16 protein-coding genes, 1 tRNA gene and 1 pseudogene are annotated in these 20,280 nt (G+C 70.7%); 7 read left to right on the forward strand and 11 right to left on the reverse strand.

Annotated elements, in window-relative coordinates; translation table 11 throughout:
• Positions 1-5: 5 nt before the first annotated feature.
• From AC02VZ_RS06695 to AC02VZ_RS06720, 6 genes are all read right to left on the reverse strand, one after another.
• The gene (locus AC02VZ_RS06695; protein WP_476474808.1) at positions 6-656 is read right to left on the reverse strand and encodes a DCL family protein; all 651 of its coding nucleotides are present in this window, start codon (positions 654-656) and stop codon (positions 6-8) included.
• Between the two features lie 240 nt (positions 657-896).
• Complete coding sequence (locus AC02VZ_RS06700; RefSeq protein WP_476474809.1) at positions 897-2,612, reverse strand: relaxase/mobilization nuclease domain-containing protein; 1,716 nt, start codon at positions 2,610-2,612, stop codon at positions 897-899.
• Complete coding sequence (locus AC02VZ_RS06705; protein WP_476474810.1) at positions 2,609-3,169, reverse strand: MobC family plasmid mobilization relaxosome protein; 561 nt, start codon at positions 3,167-3,169, stop codon at positions 2,609-2,611. Before AC02VZ_RS06705 ends, AC02VZ_RS06700 begins: the two co-directional genes overlap by 4 nt.
• Before the next feature lie 406 nt (positions 3,170-3,575).
• Positions 3,576-4,427, reverse strand: a complete 852-nt coding sequence (locus AC02VZ_RS06710; RefSeq protein WP_476474811.1) for a DUF2637 domain-containing protein — start codon at positions 4,425-4,427, stop codon at positions 3,576-3,578.
• A gap of 422 nt (positions 4,428-4,849) precedes the next feature.
• Positions 4,850-6,136: a DUF3631 domain-containing protein gene (locus AC02VZ_RS06715; protein WP_476474812.1), complete on the reverse strand. Its 1,287-nt coding sequence runs from the start codon at positions 6,134-6,136 to the stop codon at positions 4,850-4,852.
• A gap of 233 nt (positions 6,137-6,369) precedes the next feature.
• Positions 6,370-6,585, reverse strand: coding sequence for a hypothetical protein (locus tag AC02VZ_RS06720; RefSeq protein WP_241775932.1), 216 nt, complete (start codon positions 6,583-6,585; stop codon positions 6,370-6,372).
• 109 nt (positions 6,586-6,694) lie between these two features.
• Here AC02VZ_RS06720 and AC02VZ_RS06725 point away from each other — a divergent pair, with 109 nt between their 5' ends.
• Positions 6,695-7,378: a helix-turn-helix domain-containing protein gene (locus tag AC02VZ_RS06725; protein ID WP_476474813.1), complete on the forward strand. Its 684-nt coding sequence runs from the start codon at positions 6,695-6,697 to the stop codon at positions 7,376-7,378.
• Positions 7,375-8,988, forward strand: a complete 1,614-nt coding sequence (locus AC02VZ_RS06730; protein ID WP_476474814.1) for a site-specific integrase — start codon at positions 7,375-7,377, stop codon at positions 8,986-8,988. The genes AC02VZ_RS06725 and AC02VZ_RS06730 overlap by 4 nt, the downstream gene beginning before the upstream one ends.
• A 44-nt stretch (positions 8,989-9,032) precedes the next feature.
• On the opposite strand, the gene AC02VZ_RS06735 is transcribed toward AC02VZ_RS06730, so the two are convergent.
• Positions 9,033-9,108 (reverse strand) — tRNA-Arg (locus tag AC02VZ_RS06735).
• Positions 9,109-9,208: 100 nt separating this feature from the next.
• Positions 9,209-10,525: a M6 family metalloprotease domain-containing protein gene (locus AC02VZ_RS06740; protein ID WP_432056888.1), complete on the reverse strand. Its 1,317-nt coding sequence runs from the start codon at positions 10,523-10,525 to the stop codon at positions 9,209-9,211.
• 326 nt (positions 10,526-10,851) lie between these two features.
• On the opposite strand from AC02VZ_RS06740, the gene AC02VZ_RS06745 reads away from it, so the two are divergent.
• Together AC02VZ_RS06745 and AC02VZ_RS06750 are read left to right on the forward strand one after the other, a co-directional pair.
• Positions 10,852-11,496 carry a TetR/AcrR family transcriptional regulator gene (locus AC02VZ_RS06745; protein ID WP_476474815.1) on the forward strand — a complete coding sequence of 215 codons (645 nt, stop codon included), beginning with the start codon at positions 10,852-10,854 and terminating at the stop codon, positions 11,494-11,496.
• 579 nt (positions 11,497-12,075) lie between these two features.
• Positions 12,076-13,614 (forward strand): MFS transporter, encoded by a 1,539-nt coding sequence (locus tag AC02VZ_RS06750; RefSeq protein ID WP_476474906.1) that lies wholly within the window; start codon positions 12,076-12,078, stop codon positions 13,612-13,614.
• A 261-nt stretch (positions 13,615-13,875) separates the two neighbouring features.
• On the opposite strand, the gene AC02VZ_RS06755 is transcribed toward AC02VZ_RS06750, so the two are convergent.
• Positions 13,876-14,391 carry a MarR family winged helix-turn-helix transcriptional regulator gene (locus AC02VZ_RS06755; protein ID WP_476474816.1) on the reverse strand — a complete coding sequence of 172 codons (516 nt, stop codon included), beginning with the start codon at positions 14,389-14,391 and terminating at the stop codon, positions 13,876-13,878.
• A gap of 182 nt (positions 14,392-14,573) precedes the next feature.
• On the opposite strand from AC02VZ_RS06755, the gene AC02VZ_RS06760 reads away from it, so the two are divergent.
• On the forward strand, positions 14,574-15,335 hold the full coding sequence (locus AC02VZ_RS06760) for a dioxygenase family protein (protein WP_432056901.1): 762 nt from the start codon (positions 14,574-14,576) through the stop codon (positions 15,333-15,335).
• 395 nt (positions 15,336-15,730) lie between these two features.
• On the opposite strand, the pseudogene AC02VZ_RS06765 reads toward AC02VZ_RS06760, so the two are convergent.
• Positions 15,731-15,937, reverse strand: a pseudogene (locus tag AC02VZ_RS06765) (N-acetyltransferase family protein); the annotation flags it as partial.
• A gap of 202 nt (positions 15,938-16,139) precedes the next feature.
• On the opposite strand from AC02VZ_RS06765, the gene AC02VZ_RS06770 reads away from it, so the two are divergent.
• Positions 16,140-17,138 (forward strand): sigma-70 family RNA polymerase sigma factor, encoded by a 999-nt coding sequence (locus AC02VZ_RS06770; protein ID WP_432056892.1) that lies wholly within the window; start codon positions 16,140-16,142, stop codon positions 17,136-17,138.
• A 1,137-nt stretch (positions 17,139-18,275) separates the two neighbouring features.
• A complete protein-coding gene (locus tag AC02VZ_RS06775; protein WP_476474907.1) occupies positions 18,276-18,917 on the forward strand; it encodes a TetR/AcrR family transcriptional regulator in 642 nt (213 codons plus the stop codon).
• Positions 18,918-19,234: 317 nt separating this feature from the next.
• Here AC02VZ_RS06775 and AC02VZ_RS06780 read toward each other — a convergent pair whose 3' ends face one another.
• A complete protein-coding gene (locus AC02VZ_RS06780; protein WP_476474817.1) occupies positions 19,235-20,203 on the reverse strand; it encodes a helix-turn-helix transcriptional regulator in 969 nt (322 codons plus the stop codon).
• Positions 20,204-20,280 lie beyond the last annotated feature (77 nt).

A 20,280-nucleotide genomic window follows, 5' to 3' on the forward strand; every position in this document is an offset into this window, starting at 1 on the left:
GGGATTCACCTGCGAGGACGGCGCTGGTTCTCCTGCGTTGACAGAAGACCGAGCATGGCGCGCTCTTGATGGTGGGTGAACCAGCGCTCGGCCAAATCGCGCTCCTTGAACCGTCCGAGCCCGGGCTCAGTGGACGGAGTCAGCTCGATCGCTTCCCACCCTCCAGCTGTCTCTGCGAACTCCTCGGCGATGTCCACGAACGAGGGGCCCCGGAAGTAGCTCACGGCGGTGTTGGTGGTCACCAACGGCGTGCCGGACTGGTCCGAGATCAGAGAGCCAGCCGCCTTCCGGGACTCGAAGTAGGCGTTGATGGTCGACTTGACCTCGTCCCGCATCACATTCAGGACCTGCTGACGGTAGGTCGGCGGCTTCAGGCACGTCTGGTACGAGAAGTCGATGCGACTCCCGTCCGTGCGAATCACTTCGAAGCCGGGATACGGACCGCGCTGCGGCGGGGCGATCGCGAAGGCTTCAACACCCGGACCGATCTTGTCCTCTGCTTCGTGGTGCATGTTGAGGAGGTCCAGGAGCAGCAGGTGATCCTCTTCCTGGTCCACGATGCTCCCCACCGTGTACCGGTACAGCACCTCGCGTACAGCCTCTTGTGCTTCCCCCTTCGTCCGGTACCGGCGATGCCCAATCCAGAACTCAGCCACGCCCCGATCCTTCCGTTCATCTTCCGGCTCAGCCGCGCAACGCACCTCAGCAGCTGGATCGACGCTACGCCGACAACGGCAGCCTGCGGTGTGAGTCGTCCAAAGGAAGCGTCCCTAGTCCTGATCTGGTCGTTGAGGTAGGTGAACGCGGTCGCGCGCCTGCCGTGATCAGCGTGGACGCAAAGGGGGCATCTGCCCACCCATCACTCCTCGTCCACTTGTTTGGGTGGCCGGGTGTGCCTATCGGCCCCGTCGATGCCGTTGCTCAACGGGCGTCGTGGGTGCAGTGGTGGGCTGGGGGGTTCGGGCCTGGTGTCCGCTGGGCGCGAGCGCCATGGTCGAGCGGCGGCGGGCGGCTTCGGCGCGGGGGTTGGGGGCGGGGTTGCGGCTGGTGTGCTGGATGCGGGTGATCAGGACGCGGGCGGGTTGGCGGGCGGTGGTGAGCTCGCGTTGGGCTGCGGCCTCCTTGAGGAGCTGGTGGGGTTTGTGGCCGCCGGCTTCGGCGTCGGCGAGGACGGTGGCGAGGGCAGGCCAGGCGGGATCGGTGAGGATGCGGTCGGCGTGGTCGGGGACGGCGGCCCGCACGTCGTGGGCCAGGGTCCGGCTGGCCTGATCGTTCGGCCGGCGGGTGGCGAGGTCACCGACGACGGGCGTGAGGGCCCGGTCGGCGGCGGTCTGGAGGTGGTGGAGGGTCTGACGGGCTGCCTCAGCCTGGTGGGCGTGGTTCTTCGCCTCGTGCCAGCGGGCGGCGACGATCGTGGCCCAGACGAGGGCAGCGAGCAGGGTCGCCAGGGCGCTGCCGTCGGGACCGGTGGCGGTGTGAGCGAGGTCCCGGGCCGCCTTGCGCAGGGTCGTGGCGGCCTGGTTCTCGGCGCGGATCTGGGAGCGCTGAGCACGGGCGAACACCCTTGAGGCTGCTCGGAGTTCGGCCTGGAGGGAGTCGGGTGCCCTCTGGGCGGCGGCTTCGATGAGGTCACCGAGCGCGGTGATGCGGGCCTGGGCGTGAGTGTCGTCGGCCATCCCCTGGTGGAGGGTGTCGAGGGCGCCGGTGGCCTGGTGCCAGGGGGTGGCGGGCTGGTCGCGGCGGGCGGTGGGGTGCTCCTCCGGCGCGGTGGTCTCCAGGCGGGCCTTGAGCTTGGGGAGGGTGAGGTCGGGGGCGATCTTTCCGCCGGGGTGGAAGATCTGTTCGCCGTCCTTGTTGAGGTCGCCGGGGCGGCCGACGGCGTAGCCGAGGAGGTCTCCGGACGGTCCGCGGCGGGGTTTGACCGCGATGCCCATGGCTTCGAGGTAGGAGAGGAGTTCCTCCGTGTCGCTGGCGTGGGGGATGGCGGCCCGGATGCGGTCCTGGAGCCAGTCGCGGCTGGTCTGCTCCCAGCCGAGGCGCTGGGCCTTGTGCATCTCGGCCTGGGTGGGCCGGCGTCCGGCAGTGCGGTCGCCCTTCTTCAGTTGGCGCAGGCCGTAGTCGGTCTCGATCTGGTGGCAGGCGTCGCCGACGCGGACGCCGCTGTCGTGGAGCCTGGGGCGGCGGCCGTCCTCACGGACGGTGGTGGCGAGAATGTGGATGTGGTCGTCCGCGTGACGTACGGCGATCCACCGGCACGCCAGGTCGTCGCCGAGTGGGGCGATGCCGGCGGCTTCGACGATCCGCTGGGCGATGTCGGCCCACTCGGTGTCGGAGAGGTGGCGGTCTTCGGGGGCGGTGCGGACGGGGCAGTGCCAGACGTGGTCGGTGACCTTCTTGCCGAACTCGCTGTTCCGAAGATGGACGGGCTCGTCGAGGTGGCGGGCGAGCTGGGTGAGGGTGGCGTCGGGGTTGCGGCCGGGGTCGGGCATGCCGAGCATGGCGAAGCCGGCGACGATGTGCGGGTCGGTGTGCTCGTCGTGGCGGCCGGGGCCGTAGAGGTAGGCGAGCAGACCACGGGTGTTGGACCCGGCCGGTTTGATGGCGGCGATCACGCGGCCAGGTCCTTCCTGGAGTCGGCGGGTTCGCGCAGGGCCTCGGCGATCAGTTCCAGCAGGCGGTGGAGCTCGTCGAGACGGTGGCGGATGTCGGGTGGGGTGAGGTCGCTGTTGAGGGCGCGGGCGATCTGGTTGACGTTGACGCCGATGCGGTTGAGCTCGCGCAGCACCCGTGCGCGGAACATGTGGGTACGGCGCCGGTCCTCGGACAGCGACAGGTTCGCGGTGAACCGACCGGTGATGAAGGCAAGGACGATGTCGGCCGCGAAGCCGGATTCCCCCTTGTAGCCGTGCTCGACAGCGGCCTCCTGGAGGCCGGCGTGCTCGTCACCGGTGAACCGCAGCGGGCCGACACGGACAGTCCGCTTGGTGCCGGTGAAACGGCGGATCGCCGGCTGCACGCTCTGCACCTCTCGCTCACCGGCCGACGGTCCGGCGGCAGGTGCGGGGCGGAGGATCTGCTGCTGGACGGCGTGGAGCTCGTCCGGGTCGGGGCCGCCCTCGGCCCCGACCTCCCGGTCCGGCGCCCCCTGGCGTCGGGCCGTCTCCGCCACCCCCGGGGCGGAGATCCCCGAAGACCGGCCTTGAGTCGGACTCGGGGTACTACTGGCTCCGCCAGGAGCCGTCCGTCCGAACGCCTGCCGCAAACGATTCAGCAGCGTAGGGGACTTCGTCGGCACGGACAGTTCGTCCGGGACGACTTCGGCATCGTGCGCGTCGTGCGTGTGGCGCGGCATGGAGAGTTCTCCGGATGAGGCAGAAAGGGCAGGTAGGCCGGCATGGAAGGCCGGGCGACGTGCAGCTGGTAGTTGGCTGTCCACAGCTGTGGAGGAGTGGGCACTGCGGGCGGCGGTCGGATAGCCGGGGCGGAATTCCGGCGAGTTTGGTGTGGGGGCCAGCCAGGTTTCGGTGGCACCGGAAGTACTTCCAGTGCCACCGGAGGGCGTCGTTGCGGGAGGGTCAGCCGGTGCTGCTGCCGACTGCGACCGCGGGGCCCGGCTCGGCCTTTCGGGCGTTCAGCTCGTCGCAGACGTTCTTCACGCGGCCGTTGCCAACCTTGCGACCGCGGTTGACGCGGATCTCTTCGCCGACCTCGGTGGGGGAAGCGGCTCCCGTGCGGGCCATTACCTCGCGCGCGATGACCCGGATCTCGTCATCGGAGATGTCCTGCGGACGCCCGGTACGCCGAGGCCGTGCTCCGCTCGGCTTGGGGGGCTTGCTGGTGCCCTCACCGCCCGGTGGGGTCGCGGTGTCGGCCAGACGGTCGGGGTCGGGGTGCTCCGCTGGCCCGTCGCCGCGATCCTTGCCTTTGCCAGGAGCGGCCGACGGGACGACCACGTTGGCCGGGGGCATCGACTCTGGGACGGACGCGAGATTTCGATGGCCGTCGGGCCGCTCGACGAGCTGGTGGATCTGCCTCATCAGGACGCCGAAGGCAAGGAGCGCGGCGGTCGGCGGGACTGCGGCGACCACGTAGTCGAGCCAGTGCACAGTGCGGGCGTCGCTCGTTCCGCTCACGCCCGCCACGTTGAGCGCGATGGATCCGACCGACCCGATGGCGGTCACGGCGATGGCCCACAAGTCGGTGACCTGGCGCAGGCTTGCCCGGAGCATGAGCAGTTCACCCGCGACGATGAACGCGTCGAGGGTGGCGGGCCACGCCCAGCGGCGGGCCGGGGAGCCGTCGAGGCCGTGCTGGCCGGCAACGTCGGCCAGGTGTGCGTAGGAGAGCCAGAACGCTCCGGCGGTCAGAAGGAGGATGACGAATCCAGCCGCGATGAGCACAGACCGCTCGGCGGTGTGCCCGGTCATCGTCGGCTGCACCTCGCTTGGCCTGCTGCCAGGTCGCCGGAGGCGTAGTTGTCGAAGGCGGGGGAGGAGAATCAAGCGGGAGGCTTCTGTGGTGGCGTGATGCGTCTTGGGCGTCTTGGCCGTTGCAAGCGCAGGTCAGGGCCGGTACGGCAGGCCCGGCCGGGGTCCGTCTTGGCCGCGCCCTGGCGAGGACGGCTCGGGTCGGCCTTCCGTCTTGGCCTCACGGCCGATGACCTGCGGCGATACGGCGCGTACGAGTGGGACGGCACGAGACGGATGCGGGCGACGTCTTGGCGGCCTGCGCGGGCGACGGTGATCGTGTTGCCGTCTTGGGCCCGGTTGCCGTCTTGCGCGTATGCCCTCTGACCTGCGCGATCACGGCAGGGACGGCAAGGACGGCAACCAGCGGGGGCGGGGCGGTGTCAGCCCTGCGGGAGGGTGGGTGCGGCGTCGACCGGGTGGACGGTCGGGCAGTAGCGGCGCCAGGGGTCGAGGAACTTGTTGCGCATGTAGCCCTTGCGCTGGGTTCCGTCGGCCATGCGGACGTTTCCTGGTTTGATGCCGAACTGCCGGAGCATCGAGCCGAGGTCACGCGGGCTCAGCCCGCTGCGCCCCCACTCGGCCCACGGGCTCTCCGGGTCTTGGCGCAGGTGGTGGATCAGCTCCTCCGTGGAGAGGCTGTCCACCTCGCGCTGGGAGACGAAGACTCGCCGGATGTCGGCCAGGATGCGGGCCCCGCTGGGGTGGTCCTCCTCGGCGGCCGTCTCGGCGGCGACCATCTGTTGGCACGCGGTACGGGCGCGGCGCGGCCAGGTGCCGGCGGCGAGGTCGGCGACGATGACGAGTGGTTCCCAGGTGTCAGCGGCCCGGTCCTCGACCGGCATCGCCGGTTCCAGGTCGGCGGCCTCGTCCACCAGGGGTCCCGTCCAGGCGGCTATCCGGTCGCGCAGGCCATGCAGGGCGGGGATATCCCGCCGCGACCGGAAGGGGCGGACGGTCTCGCCTTCCGCCCGCCGGCGCATGCGGATGACGACCGACCGGTCCATGATCGTGTCGGGCAGGTCGCCGATCCCGGCGATGGCCGCCATGGCGAAGGTGGCGAACCGGTGGGGCGTGTGGTCGTTGCCGACCACCCGGGTCACGTACCGGTTGCGCTGGTGGCCGGCGTTCAGTAGCCCGCGCATCTCCTCGTTCTTCTCCGCCTGCTTCGGCGTGCCGAAGATCGTGTCCGCCTCGTCCACGAGGAGCGTGGGCGGCTCCTCGGTGATCGAGCGGAAAACCGCCGCCGGCGTGGTGTTGATCGTGAGCATCGGCTCGTGGACCGTCTCGGTCAGCACGTCAAGGAGACGTGACTTGCCGCACCGCTTCGCCGGACCGACCACCGCGAGGCGCGGGGCGTGCTGCCAAGCGGGCTGCAGATGCGTCGCCGCCACCCACAAGGTGACCGCGTCGAGCGCCTGCTCGGAGGGCAGGATCACGAACTTCGATATCTGCCGACGGAGTTCGCCGAGGAGCTCCGATCCGTGCGTCGGCTCCGGATCCGGCTGTTCCGTTTCGGGACACCGCTCGGCGGGCGGTGAGGGCTGCGCCGGATCGCCGGCGGCCTGGCCGGGCTCGGCTGTGGTCAGGCCGGGCTGTCCGGGCACGGCGACCGGCGGCCACGCGGGCTTGTCGGGGTCGGAATAGGGCTGGGGTTCGGGGTGTTCCACAGGGCAGCTCCTCGTCTGGCGGTGGCGGGCTCGCACGCCCTTGCCGCCGGGTTGGTTCTTCCAGGGCCGTTCGGGGTTGCTCGGGCCTCCGGCGTCGCACCGCCGGGGGCCCATTCCCTTCTCGCGGGCGTCAGGCCGCCGCGAGGGAACACGGACAGTACGTCCACGCCTGGCCACAGTCCAGCGCTTCTGTGTCAGCTCAGCGCAGAACGGCCTGCTATGTTGTCCGGCCCTCACGCGGCCAGCCCCAGCAGATTGAGCAGATCGGCGGTCACCACGCGGTACGCCTTGCCCAGGCGCAGGACCTTGCACGGGTACTCGCCCCGCTTGGCCAGCTCATAGCCCTTGCTCCGCCCGAGCCCCAGCGCGCGGTTGCCCGTGTCCAGGTCAACGGCAACTGGAAGGGCCAGCAGTTCCTCGCGAGTCATGCCCCTCGCCTGCTCGGCCATCGCCTCATCGCGCACGCAGCACTCCTTTCGTCACAGCCCTCGGCGAACATGCCCAACACGTCCGGCTCCAGGCGGCTAGGAACCATCGTGAGCGAGCTACTGTGTCTGCATGACACAACACAGTTTCGATGATGAAGAGGACGACGACTTCCCGGAGTGGGGGGACCGGATCAAGGCCAACGTGGCCGGAGAGGTCCGGCGACGCAGAAAGGAGATGGGATGGAGCGCACAGGACCTGGCCGACCAGTGCGAGCGGCTCGGGCACCCGATCCCGCGCAACGTGATCGCCAACATGGAGTCCGGACGCCGTGCCACCCTGCCGCTGGTGGACGTCATCGTGTTGGCCGCAGCTCTGGAGACGTACCCGGTCTGCCTGATCTTCCCGGTCGGGTACGTCGATCAGACCCAGGAACTCCCATTCCAGAGGCTCGTCCCCACTTGGGACGCCCTACGGCGCTTCACCGGCGAACAGGAGGTTCCCGAGCGCGACGCGGGCATGGTCCCCGACTTCGAGCTTCACGCCAGACTCACGCGCACCGCGCTCGCCGCGCTCGAAGAGGAAGAACGGGCACGGTTCGCCGCCAAAACGGCCACCAGCCGCGCCCAGCAGGAAGAAGCCGAACGGAGGCGGACCGAATACGCCGACCAGGCCATCTCCGCCAAGTACAACCTCCGCCACCTCCGCCGCGATATCCGCGACGAGGGAGCCACCCCACCCGACCTGCCACCCGCACTGGGCGACGTCGACCCGCCCGAAACCGACCCCAACGCCACCCCGGAGGAACGCCTTTGAAGGGCTCCACCCACCGCCGCTGCTACTGCCGCGACCCCAAGACCGGCAAACCGCTCGGCAAGAACTGCCCCAAGCTCTCCAGCCGCAAGCACGGCTCCTACTCCATACGTCAGGAACTCCCGCCCCGTGAGGACGGCACCCGTCGCTCCTTCAGCCGCGCCGGCTACGAGACCCTCAAGGAAGCCCAGGCCGACCTCGACCACGTGCGAGCCCTCCTGGGGCTCGCCGAGTCCGACGACCCCGAGGCCCTGACCCGGATTGCCGAGCTTCTGGAGGCCGTGGCCGCTGAGAAGGCGCCGCTGCCGAACATCGAGTCGACCCGGCGCCGCCTCAGCCACGGCTTGGACCTGATCAGCCGCCTCACCGTCGGTGAGTGGCTGGACATGTGGCTGGCCGGCAAGAAGGGGCGGCAGAGCGCCATCAGCCGCGACGAGAGCAACATCCGGGTCCACCTCAAGCCGCGCATCGGTCACCTGCGACTCGACCGCCTTCGCGTCTCTCATCTCTCGGAGATGTTCGAGGCCATCGCGGAGGACAACGTCGAGATCGCAGAGGGCAACGCCGCCCGGCGCAAGGCGTTCGAGGACCTGGCCCGCATCCCGTGGAAGGGGCGCGAGCCGCGCGCCCGCCGCAAGGTAATGAAGGCGGCCATCGCCGACATGGAGCCGTACCGCCGCATCGTCGGGCCGGCGACGCGCCAGCGCGTTCGCTCCACCCTGCGCGCGGCTCTGAACTCCGCGATCGCGCAGCAGATGATCACCTTCAATCCGGCCGCGCACGTCGAACTGGAAGCGGGCAAGCGACCCAAGGCGCTCGTGTGGACCGAGGAACGGGTCCTGCACTGGCAGCGCACCGGCGAGAAGTCCTCGCCCGTCATGGTCTGGACGCCGGAACACACCGGCCGCTTCCTCGACCACGCGGCAGACGACCGCCTGTACGCCCTGTTCCACCTCATCGCGTTCCGCGGACTCCGTCGTGGGGAGGCGTGCGGGCAGAAGTGGACCGACACCCACCTGGACGCGGGTCTCCTCACCGTCGCCAAGCAGCTCGTTGTCGACGGCTGGGAGGTCTACGAGGACGACCCCAAGACAAACGCGGGTGCGCGCACCATCGCCCTGGACGCGGACACGGTCGAGGTCCTGCGTCAGCATCGTGCTCGGCAGGACGAGGAGCGCGAGAAGTGGGGGACCGCCTGGGTGGAGACCGGCCGCGTCTTCACGCGCGAGAACGGGGAACTGCTCCACCCGGCCAATGTCACCCGCCGCTTCATCGAGCTGTACGAGGAGATCGGCCTTCCGCCGGTCCGGCTCCACGACCTGCGCCACGGTGCGGCGACCCTCGCGCACGCGGCCGGCGCCGATCTGAAGGACATCCAGGAGATGCTCGGCCACTCCTCGATCACCATCACAGCGGACACGTACACGAGTCTGCTTCCCGAGGCGGATCTTGCGATCGCCGAGGCTGCGGCCCGTCTCGTCCCGCGTGCACGAGCCCCTCGCGACGTGCCGGATGGTGCTGATCGGGTGGGGGATATTTCGGGGGCTGCCGCCCCGTCCGCTCACGCAGCGCTCACGCAAACGGCCCCGGACGGGACGTCCGAGGCCGAGTGAGACCCCTCCCTGGGGGATAAACCCCAGGTCAGAGCGGTACTACATGGTGCCCCCGGCAGGATTCGAACCTGCGACACCCGCTTTAGGAGAGCGGTGCTCTATCCCCTGAGCTACGAAGGCAGTCCGGGCCGCGTGCGGCGGCCCCGTGGTCGTGGAGGACCACAGGCGTCAGGGTACCGGATCGAGGTCGGCGGGTGTGGTGGTCGGGGCGGGGGCGGGACTACTCGCGGGTGATGCGGACGCGGTGGGTGTGGGGGGTGCCGTCGGCGGGGTCGGAGCCGTTCGGTGCGGTGGCCTCCAGGACGGTCACGCGGATGCCTTCCTGGCGGTCGACGAAGGACTCGCCCGGGATGAAGGTGGCGTCGGAGAGTTCGGCGTGGACGTTGGGGCTGCGGGTGCAGCCTCCGCTGTCCCGGAGGGAGTCGTAGACGGTGATGGGGCCCATGCCGGTGTCCACGTCGGCGTCGACCTTGTAGATGAGGACGCCGGGGCGGCAGACGGCCTCGTCGTTGCCGGCCTGGGTGCGGACCTCGACGGCGTAGCCGGACCGTTCGTCGAGGGGGACGAAGGCGAGTTTCGGGCCGCCGGTGTCCGCCAGGGGGGTGAGGACGTAGTCCCGGGTTCCGGGAGCGGCGGCGCAGTGGACCTGGTCGGTGTCGAGCCAGCCGAGTTTCCACTTGTGCCAGGCGAGCAGGTCGTTGTTGGCGCCCCAGTCCTCGCTCATGATGTCCCAGTGGCCGACCGCGCCGCCGCCGTCGGCGGTGTAGAGGTCGGGGAGGCCGAAGACGTGGCCGTTCTCGTGCGGCAGGACCCGGTAGCCGGTCCGGTCGTAGGAGCCGGAGCCGTCGTCCTGGCGGGAGTAGACGAAGGACGCGTTGGCGACGGGAACGCCGTCGGCGGTCGGGGCCTCGGTGTTGCCGGCGAAGGTCACGGACAGGACGGTGTCCAGGGCGGACGGGCCGGCGTTGGGGGTGACGAGGACGTTGACCATGTCGTAGGACCGGAAGTCCACCCGGGGATCGGCGGCTTCGACGATGTCCCGCACCAGTCTGCGGTAGCCGGGGTCGAAGGGGGCGCCGCGTTCTATCCCGTAGGCGCGGAACGACTTGGGCATGCGCAGCCAGTCGGGGATGGGGATGTCGGTGCGGTAGTCCAGGCGGCCGTAGGAGCTGGTGCGGAACCATTCCTGGGTCTGGGGGAAGAACTCCTGGTAGCGGTCCAGGGCGTCGCCCTCGCCGACGGCGTCCGGGAAGTCGATCATCAGGGTGAGGGCGCGGACGGTGCCGGTGGAGCGGGCGTACCCCGGGCCCGTGGGGATGCCCTCGGACATCTGGACGTCGCGGGAGCTGCCGATCAGGCACGGCCCGTGGGCGGAGGAGGGGGACGGTGCGCTGGGGCCGGCGCCCGCGGCGGAGGTGCCGGGGGAGAGGTTGCCGTTGCCGGCCGAGGTGCCGACGGCGAGGGTCAGGGCGGTGACGGAGGCCAGGGCGGCCAGGCGGCGCGGCGATATCCGACGGCTGCTCGGCTGCGGCTGCATGCAGGACCTCCGTTCCCCATGGCAGCCGCCGGTTTCCGACTGCACCCTCCCGATCACCCTGCGTTGTGGGGTGCGTGGGCGCCCGTCGACAGGGCCGATTGTGTGTTTTTCGAGGTCAGGGGAGCTTGCAGGGCCGGAAGGAGGGTGGGATGCGGGCCGGTGCGACGCGTGAGGAGAGGATCGAGGGGAGTGTGACTCAGGTCACAGGAGAAGGTTCCTCGGGTGGGAAATAACCGGGGAGTGTCTCCCCGTTTAGACCTGTGTTCGCGTGAAGCGGGGAATCAGTCCCCGGATCGCGGATCCGATTCGACTGTCAGGAGTGCATCGTGCAGACCGCCGAACCCGCACAGCGCAGGACGCCCCGGCCGCGTGCCGACGCCGTGCGCAACCGGGAGCGGATCGTCGCCGCCGCCCGGGAGATGTTCGTCGAGCACGGCCCCGACGTGCCGCTGGACGACGTCGCCCGCCGGGCCGGCGTCGGCAATGCCACGGTGTACCGCAACTTCCCCGACCGCGACGCGCTGATGCGCGAGGTCGTCTGCTCCGTGATGGACCGTACGGCGCGGGCGGCCGAGCAGGAGCTCGCCGAGACCGGGGATGCCTTCGAGGCACTGGAGCGGTTCGCGCACACCTCCGCCGACGAGCGGATCAGCGCGCTGTGCCCGATGATCTCGAGCACCTTCGACCAGCACCACCCCGACCTGGAGGATGCGCGCCGGCGCGTCGAGGACCTCGTCGCACAGCTCATGGACCGCGCCAAGGCGGCCGGACAGCTCCGTGCGGACGTGGAATTCGGCGATCTGCTGGTCGGCATCGCGCAGTTGAGCCGGCCCCCGGCCGGTACGGCCTGCATGAGCGCCGACCGTTTCGTCCACCGTCACCTGCAGCTGTTCCTGGACGGGATGCGGGCCCCCGCGCCCGGCGTCCTGCCCGGCACGGCCGTGACCGTGGAGGTTCTGCGCGTTTCCTGAGTCGTGGCCAGTGACCCCGACCCCTACCCACTCCGTCCGAGTCGTTCCGAGGAGTCTTCGAGCCGTCCCGCCACCACGCCAGGCGTGAGACCGCTCCCCCTCTGATCCTTTCCGCTTTCCGCCCTTCCCGGCGCGTTCGGCGTCTTCGTGCGTGCGATAGGCGACGGCGTCGTTCCCGCGGCTGTCCCGGTTCCCGCGGTCGTCCCGGTGTCCTGCTCACAGCTGTGCTCCGGGCGACGCGTCGCCGGCCGACGACACCCTTTTCCCGACCGGCTTCGGGGTTCGCGAGGGTCGCGGTGGGTTCATCCATCCGTGCCTCTTTGCCCCCTCCTTGTCCTCTCTCCCTTCTCTCTCTTTCTCTTCCGTCTCATCTGTCCCTTTGTTTCCTCACGACGTTCCGAAGTGGGTACCCCCATGTCTGAATCAACGTCAGCATCGTCAGTATCGTCAGCAGTTCCAGTGGCATCAGCGGCAACAGCAACAGCAGCAACAGAGGGGACACCTCGTCTGCGGTCCGATCCGGAGGCGCCCGATACGAACCGGTGGAAGGCGCTGGTCTTCATCGCGCTCGCCCAGCTGATGGTCGTCCTGGACGCCACCATCGTGAACATCGCGCTGCCCTCCGCCCAGCAGGACCTGGGCATCTCGGACGGCAACCGCCAGTGGGTCGTGACCGCCTACGCCCTCGCCTTCGGCGGACTGCTCCTCTTCGGTGGCCGGATCGCCGACCTGTGGGGCCGCAAGCGGGCCTTCGTGCTCGGACTGGGCGGGTTCGCCGCGGCCTCCGCGCTCGGCGGTGCGGCCACCAACGAGGCGATGATGTTCGGTGCCCGTGCCCTGCAGGGCGTGTTCGGCGCACTGCTCGCACCGGCCGCGCTGTCCCTGCTCGCGGTGATGTTCACGGACGGCAAGGAGCGCGCCAAGGCGTTCGGCATCTACGGGGCGATCGCCGGTGGTGGCGGAGCCGTCGGTCTGATCCTCGGCGGCTTCCTCACCGAGTACCTGGACTGGCGCTGGACGTTCTTCGTGAACATCCCGTTCGCCGTGATCGCCGCCGCCGGCGCGTACCTCGTCATCCGTGAACCGGCCGGGGGCCGCAACCGTTCGCCGCTCGACATCCCGGGCGTGGCGCTCTCCACGCTGGGCCTGGTCGCGCTCGTCTACGGCTTCACCCGGGCCGAGTCGAACGGCTGGAGCGACGGTGTGACGGTCGGCATGTTCGTCGCCTCTGCCGTCCTGCTCATCGCGTTCGTGCTCGTCGAGTCCCGGGTCCGGGCACCGCTGCTGCCGCTGCGCGTGGTGACCGAGCGCAATCGTGGTGGGGTCTACCTCTCGCTCGGCCTGGCGATCATCGCGATGTTCGGGCTGTTCCTCTTCCTGACGTACTACCTGCAGGTCGTGAAGGGCTACTCGCCGGTCAGGACGGGCTTCGCCTTCCTCCCGATGATCGCGGGCATGGTCACCGGCTCCACGCAGATCGGCGCCCGGCTGATGACCCGGGTCGCGCCCCGACTGCTGATGGGTCCCGGCTTCCTCGTCGCCGCCGTCGGCATGCTGCTGCTGACACGGCTGGAGATCGGTTCGTCGTACGCGGCCCTGCTGCTGCCCGCCATGCTGCTGCTCGGCCTCGGCATGGGTACGGCGTTCATGCCCGCGATGTCCCTGGCCACGCTCGGCGTCGAGCCCCGGGACTCCGGAGTCGCCTCCGCGATGGTCAACACCTCGCAGCAGGTGGGCGGTGCGATCGGTACGGCCCTGCTGAACACGATCGCCGCCTCGGCGACCACGGCCTACGTCGCCGACCGCATCGGCGGGGCGGGCAGCCGGGCCGAGCAGCAACTGATCCAGCTCCAGGGCCAGGTGGAGGGTTACACCAGCGCGATCTGGTTCGCCGTCGGCATCCTGGTGGCGGCTGCGGCCATCGCTACGGTCCTCGTCAACGCCGGCCGTCCCGGCGGCACCGCGGCGGCGGCCTCCTCGTCCGTGCCCTCCTCATCCACGGCTTCTTCGGCGGCGGCCTCCTCGTCCGGTTCCGGCGAGGGTGCGAGCGTCCGGGCCGGTGCGACGGGCGGGGACGAGGCGGGGGCGGAGGCGTCCGTACCGGCCGTCACGCACTGACGTGCGTGACCCGGGCGTGTACGCACATGCGCTGACCTGGGCGGGCACTCACGTGCGCTGACCTGCGCGGGACGTGGGCGGGCCCTCACATGTGCTGACGTACCGGCACTGACGTGCAGAGGTCCTGGCACCGTTCCCCCAGGGCGTGGTCAGCGTCCCGTCCGCCGTCGTCACGGGCGGCGGGCGGGCGTCACCACGGGCGGCGGAGCAGGCGTCACCGCTGGCGGAGGGGGGAGCTTCACCGCAGACGGCGGGCGGGTGTTACCGCAGCCAGGGCAGGTCGGCTCCCGTTCCGGTCGGCTGCAGTCCCTCGGCGATGATCTCCATGATCTCGCCGAGGGACTTCTGCTGTTCCGGGGTGAGCCGGTCGAAGACCGCCTGTCGGACGGCCTCCACGTGGCCGGGGGCGTGCCGGGCCAGCACTTCGAGGCCAGCGTCCGTCAGCACGGCGAACTGGCCGCGCTTGTCGGAGGGGCAGTCCTCGCGCCGGACCCAGCCGTTCCGTTCCAGCCGGGCTATGGCGTGCGAGAGGCGGGACCGGGTGATCTTGGCGGCCATGGCCAGCTCGGTCATCCGCAGCCGGCGCTCCGGCGCCTCGGCGAGCTTGACCAGCAGCCCGTAGTACACGTGCGGCATGCCCGCGTCGCGCTGGAGCTGACGGTCGAGATGGTCCTCCAGGAGCGTGGTGGCGTCGATGTAGGAGCGCCAGACGCTCTGCTCGTCGTCGCTCAGCCAGCGGGGTTCCTCGGCGTGTGCCGGTCGGGGTGCCGTCGTCATGAGTCCACTGTACGCCTTCTTCCTTGAAGATTAAACGAACTGTGTGTACAGTCGTGCTTGGAAGTTGAGACTTAAAGCAATTGTGCAGGGTGCGCCGATCCCGAGCGAGCGCTGCGCGTCGATGCCCCCTACTGCCGCCGAAAGGAGTCGTCGTCATGACCGCCGCCGCCACACCGGACCGCATGCCCGCCCTCTACCTGAGCCACGGTGCCCCGCCCCTGGCCGACGACCCCGTATGGCCGGGAGAGCTCGCCGCCTGGTCCGCCGACCTGCCCCGCCCCAAGGCGATCCTGATCGTCTCCGCCCACTGGGAGGAGGCCCCGCTCGCGCTCGGCGCCACCGAGACCGTCCCCCTCGTCTACGACTTCTGGGGCTTCCCGGAGCACTACTACCAGGTCACCTACGGAGCCCCGGGGGCTCCGGCGCTGGCCGAGTCGGTCCGCAAGCTGCTGCGCGGCCCCGGCATGCCCGTGACGGACGTGCCCGACCGCGGGCTCGACCACGGCGCGTACGTCCCGCTGGTCGAGATGTTCCCGGAGGCCGACATTCCGGTCCTCCAGGTTTCGATGCCGACCCTGGACCCGGTGAAGCTGATGGAGATCGGGCGCCGCCTGGCACCGCTGCGCGACGAGGGCGTGCTGATCATCGGCTCGGGGTTCTTCACTCACAACCTGGCCGCGCTGCGCCAGGGAGGCATCCCGGGCTGGTCGGCGGAGTTCGACGCCTGGGGCCGGGAGGCCCTCGACGCGCGTGACGTGGACGCGCTGCTCGACTTCACCCGCAAGTCCCCGGCGGGGCTGCTCGCCCACCCGCGCACCGAGCACTTCGCCCCGCTCTTCGTGACCATGGGCGCCGCGGACGCCGCGGGGGAGCTCGGGGAACAGAAGTCCGTGATCGACGGGTTCTGGATGGGGCTGGCGAAGCGCTCGGTGCAGTTCGGCTGAGCGGTCGGTCGCGCGGCGCGACGAGGGGCGGGCGGGGCGCGAGGGGCGCGCGAGGCCTCACCCTCCAGGGCGTCGACAAGGGCCCGGTGGAGGGGCGAGCCGATGCCGCGCCGGCCGGCGCCCGGCGCCCCGAGCGCCGTGGTCTCCGCGTAGGTTGCGTAGGTCGCGTAGGTCGCGTACGTCGGCCGGGTGCGGTACGGGCTGGACGTGGCGCAGCCGAGGGTGCCGACCGGTCCGGTGGAGCGGAGTCCGGCGTCCGGGCCTGCGCCCGGTCCTCAACCGGTGTGCGCTCCGGACTCGGACCCGTACCCGGATCCGGCCTCGGACCCGGACTCGGGTCCGACCCCGGTCTCTGGCTCGTCCCTGGGTCCTGGGCCCGGCCCCGGACCTGTGTCCGAGTCGACACCCGTGGCAACCATCAACCGGTACGGGCCGTCTACAGGGTGGGAGAGCAGCCGGGGTCGCCGCTCCACCGGAGTGAAGGGTGCCGTGTCGCATGTGATCGCCGTCTCACCGACGTAGTGGTCGTACAGGTCGGTGAGAGCCCGCAGATCCTCCTCCGTGCCCGGTCTGACCTGGGCCTCTGTCCCTTTCGGCGGCATCACGCCTTACGCGGGGCGGCCGACAGGGTACTGCATGATCAGAAAAATCGAAGGGCAGGTTGGGAATTCTGTCCTGATTCCAGTCGTTGTTTCCTACGGATGCAGGGCACCCGAGCAGAGTCCGAAGAGACCCGAGAGACCTACGAGGACAGTGCCGAGCATCCGTACCACCCGCTGACCTCACCATCGCAAGGGAGCTCGCATGGCAACCCGTGCCGTCGCCCGTCGTCAGTCCGCCAACGGCGAGACGGTCGCCGCGGCAAGCAGTGTTCGCGCCCAGGGCGGCGAGATCGCCGACCGCGACCTGGTCGGCATGTACCTCGACGAGATCGCGCGCACGCCGCTGCTCGACGCCGCCAAGGAGGTCGAGCTTTCCCAGATCATCGAAGCGGGTGTGTTCGCGCGACAGATCCTGGACGGCCAGGAGGAGAACAAGGTCGGAGCCACCCCCGAGGAGCTCCAGGCCCTGGTCGACGACAGTGAGCGGGCCAAGGACGTCTTCATCCGCTCCAACCTCCGCCTGGTGGTCGCCGTCGCGCGCCGCTACCCGCGCAGTGGCCTGCCCCTTCTCGACCTGATCCAGGAGGGCAACGCCGGTCTGGTGCGCGCGGTCGAGAAGTTCGACTACCGCAAGGGCTTCAAGTTCTCGACCTACGCCACGTGGTGGATCCGCCAGGCCATCACGCGCTCGATAGCCGACCAGTCCCGCACCATCCGCCTGCCCGTCCACCTCGTGGAGGAGCTGGGCCGGATCCGGCGCGTGCAGCGCGAGTTCAACCGCGAGCACGGCCGCGACCCGGAGCCCACGGAGATCGCCGCGGAACTCGGCTCCACGCCGGAGCGCGTCACCGACGTGCTCGACTGGGCCCGTGACCCGGTCTCGCTGAACATGTCGGTGGACGACGAGGGCGAGACCCAGTTCGGTGACCTCCTGGAGGACACCTCCGCGGTGTCGCCCGAGCAGTCGGTGCTGACCCTGCTGCGCAGCGAGGAGCTGGACGACCTGATCGGCCGCCTCGACCAGCGCACGGCGTCCATCATCAAGATGCGGTACGGCATCGAGGACGGCCGTGAGCGCACGCTGACCGAAGTCGGCAAGGAGCACGGACTGACCCGTGAGCGGATCCGTCAGATCGAGAAGCACGCGCTCCTGGAGCTGAAGAAGCTGGCCCGCGACACCGGCTTCGACGCGGTGGCCTGACCCCTCGGTCACCGGGGTCCCGCCCCGGCGGCGAGACCCTCCCTCGGCGGCCGGCCCGTTCCCCGGGCCGGTGCCGCCGGGCGCACAGAGTGGCGGAAGACCGCGCAAACAATGGCGGTTCCGCGCCGCTTCAACCCCTGGAGCGCCGGGCAAAAGACACCCGAGCAGGCCACCGGGCCCGCCCAACCGTCGGCACGACGACCGCGAACCACGACACCCGATCCTCGTACGACGCCCCGCACGCACGACCCGACCCGACCCGACCCACGTACGACGCATGACCCACGTGCGACGTACGACAGGACCCACGTACGACGCGCGTATGCACGGCGCAGGCATGCACGGCCGCGCGGCCCGATTCCAGCACGCTCCGAGCACGATCCACGTCCACGTACTGCGCACCGAACGGCACGATGCCCCGCCGAGTGGGCCGCCGCGACGCCTCACTCACCAGGAACCGCGCCGCGAGCGAGCACCAGGCAGGCATCAGGAACCAACCACCGCACGGCCACGAAGCCACCACGTCACAGGGCCCGCGCACCACTGCACGACCCACCGCGCGTCGCACGACCACCCGCCCGCGCGGTGCGCCGCACCAACCGATGAGCCTCGTCCCGGCGCACACCCCCCGGCGCCGGGACGTCCCCAGCCGGGCTCGGCGCCCTCCCCCCGGGCGCCGGGCCCGGCTTCTTCGGCGTGTGACGCCCTGTGATCTGCCGACGGCCCTGGACACCGGCCGCGTCTCAGCCGTGGTGCGGTGGTGGGCGTCATGGCGGCGCAGGCGGCGTCATGGGGGATGTGTGGGCGGGCGTGGAGAGCGGGCCACCCCGAACCTGAACCCCGGGGTGGCCCGCCAGATGGCAGATTGTGCCACATGGGCATAGCCTGCCGGGCGTGAGCAGCACCACCCCGACGCCCCCGTCCTCCCCGAGCCCGGTTCCACCGGCGTCGAACGCACCCCCGCCCGCTTCGACCACCCCGGCGGCCTCCCCGTCCTCGCCTTCGTCCCCGGCGGTCTCCCCGTCCCAGTCCCCCTCCCCGTCCCCGTCCTCGTCTGTCTCCCCTGCGGCCTCCTCGTTGCTGTCCCCGTCGGTGTCCTCGCCCTCGCTGACCGAGCGGCGGAAGGCCGAGACCCGCATGACGATCGCCCGTGCGGCCGCCGGCCTCTTCGTCCGGCAGGGTCTGCGGGCCACCCGGGCCGAGGACATCGCCCACGCGGCAGGGATCGCCCCGCGGACGTTCTACCGGTACTTCGCCACCAAGGAGGAGGCCATCGCGCCGCTCTACGAGACCGGTGCCGGGCGCTGGGTGGAGGCGGTGCGGGCGGCTCCGTCCGAGGCGTCCGTGCCGCAGGCGCTGGAGGGCGCCGTCCGGCACACGCTGACGCCGGGCGTCGGGGTGTCGGCGGCCTCGTGGGAGTGGATGCGCACGCTGATCCGGCTGGCCGGCGCCGACCCGGTGCTGCGCAGGGTGTGGGCGGAGGTCTGCCAGGCCTCCGACCGGGCGCTGGCCGATGTGTTGGCGGAACGGGCGGCCGCACGTCGGGAGGCGAAGACGCCCGGTGGGCTGAGTCCCGCGGAGGGCGGCAACGTTGCCGTCCGGACGCGGCTCCGGTTCGCCGCTGCCGTCGCCGGTGCTGCCGTACGCACGGCCACGGAGGGCTGGGCGGCCGGTGACGGCCCGGCCGAGGGCAGCCAGGGGCCCGCCGAACTGGCGGTCGCCAACCTGGCCGCGCTGCGCCACTTCCCCTGGGACGACATCGCAGCCGGCGTCGACTGACGGCCCGACGGCCCGACGGCCCGACGGCCCGACACCGCGACGGCCCGGCGGCTGCGCGTGGCCGTGTGGCTCCACGGTGCGTCAGCACGTCGGCTGTGCGGCTGTGCGGCTGTGCGGCTGTGCGGCTGTGCGGTTGTGCGGGTTGTACGGCCCGACGGATGCCGGATCGGCGGCCAGGTGGTGGTTGTCCCGGTCGCGCACGCCGTGGCCGGCGCCGTGCGCACCGACTGCGGCACGGCGTGATGCCGAGGTCGCCTCAGTCGAGGCTGCCCTGGGAGCCGTCACCGCCGTCACCGCGGGCCGGTGCAGCCGGGATGTCACCCGCTGCCCGCTGCCCTGGTCATGCGCACCCCCAAGTTCCGTACGCACTCGATCAGTTCCGGCGGCCCGTGCACGGTGAAGTCGTGGCCGAGGAGCAACAGGCGGACCGCCGTCCACTCCTTCACGTCTCCGACCGTGGCGCGCAGTCGGCAGCTGTGCTCGTCCTGCGGTTCGGGCGTGCCCAGCCAGGGCGGCAGTTGTGGTGCGACGACGTCGGCCGGGGCCGCGAAGGTGACGTCGAGGTTGTAGGACTCCTGCTGACGGTGCATCGACTGGCGCAGGTACTCCGCCGCGCTGCCGGTGGGCAGCTCACGCGGAGCGAAGCGTGCCCCCGTCGCGAAGGGCTCGCTCACCCGGTCGACGCGGAACGTGCGCCAGTCGGCGCGGTCGAGGTCGTACGCCACGAGGTACCAGCGCCGTCCGGTCGACACCAGCCGGTAGGGCTCGGTCAGGCGCCGGGACTCGGTGCCGTCGGCCGCCCGGTAGGCGAAGCGGAGGCGTTCGTGCCCGGCCACCGTGGATGCGATGACGGTCAGCGTCTCGGGTGCGATGTTCGCACCGTCGCCGCTGGTCAGGGGTGTGGTGGCGGCTTGGAGGGTGCTGACGCGGTGGCGCAGTCGTCCGGGCAGGACCTGCTCCAGTTTCGCCAGCGCCCGTACGGACGCCTCCTCGACGCCTTCCAAGGCGTGTCCGGCGCCCGCGCGCAGGCCGACCGCGATGGCCACCGCCTCCTCGTCGTCGAGCACCATTGGCGGCATCGCCTTGCCGGCGACGAGGCGGTAGCCGCCCTCGGAGCCCAGGGTCGCCTGGACGGGATAGCCGAGTTCGCGCAGCCGGTCGATGTCGCGCCGGACCGTTCGGCGGGACACCCCGAGGCGCTGGGCGAGCTCGCCACCGGGCCACTCGCGAGGTGTCTGGAGGAGGGAGAGGAGGGTCAGCAGCCGGGCCGGGGTGTCCGTCGTCATGCGTTCCACGATGCCTCAGGAGTAGGACCTGATCTGACCTACATGGCTCATAACTTCGGGACATGACCTACACGGAC

The sequence above is a fragment of the Streptomyces sp. 3-6 genome, assembly GCF_056323165.1.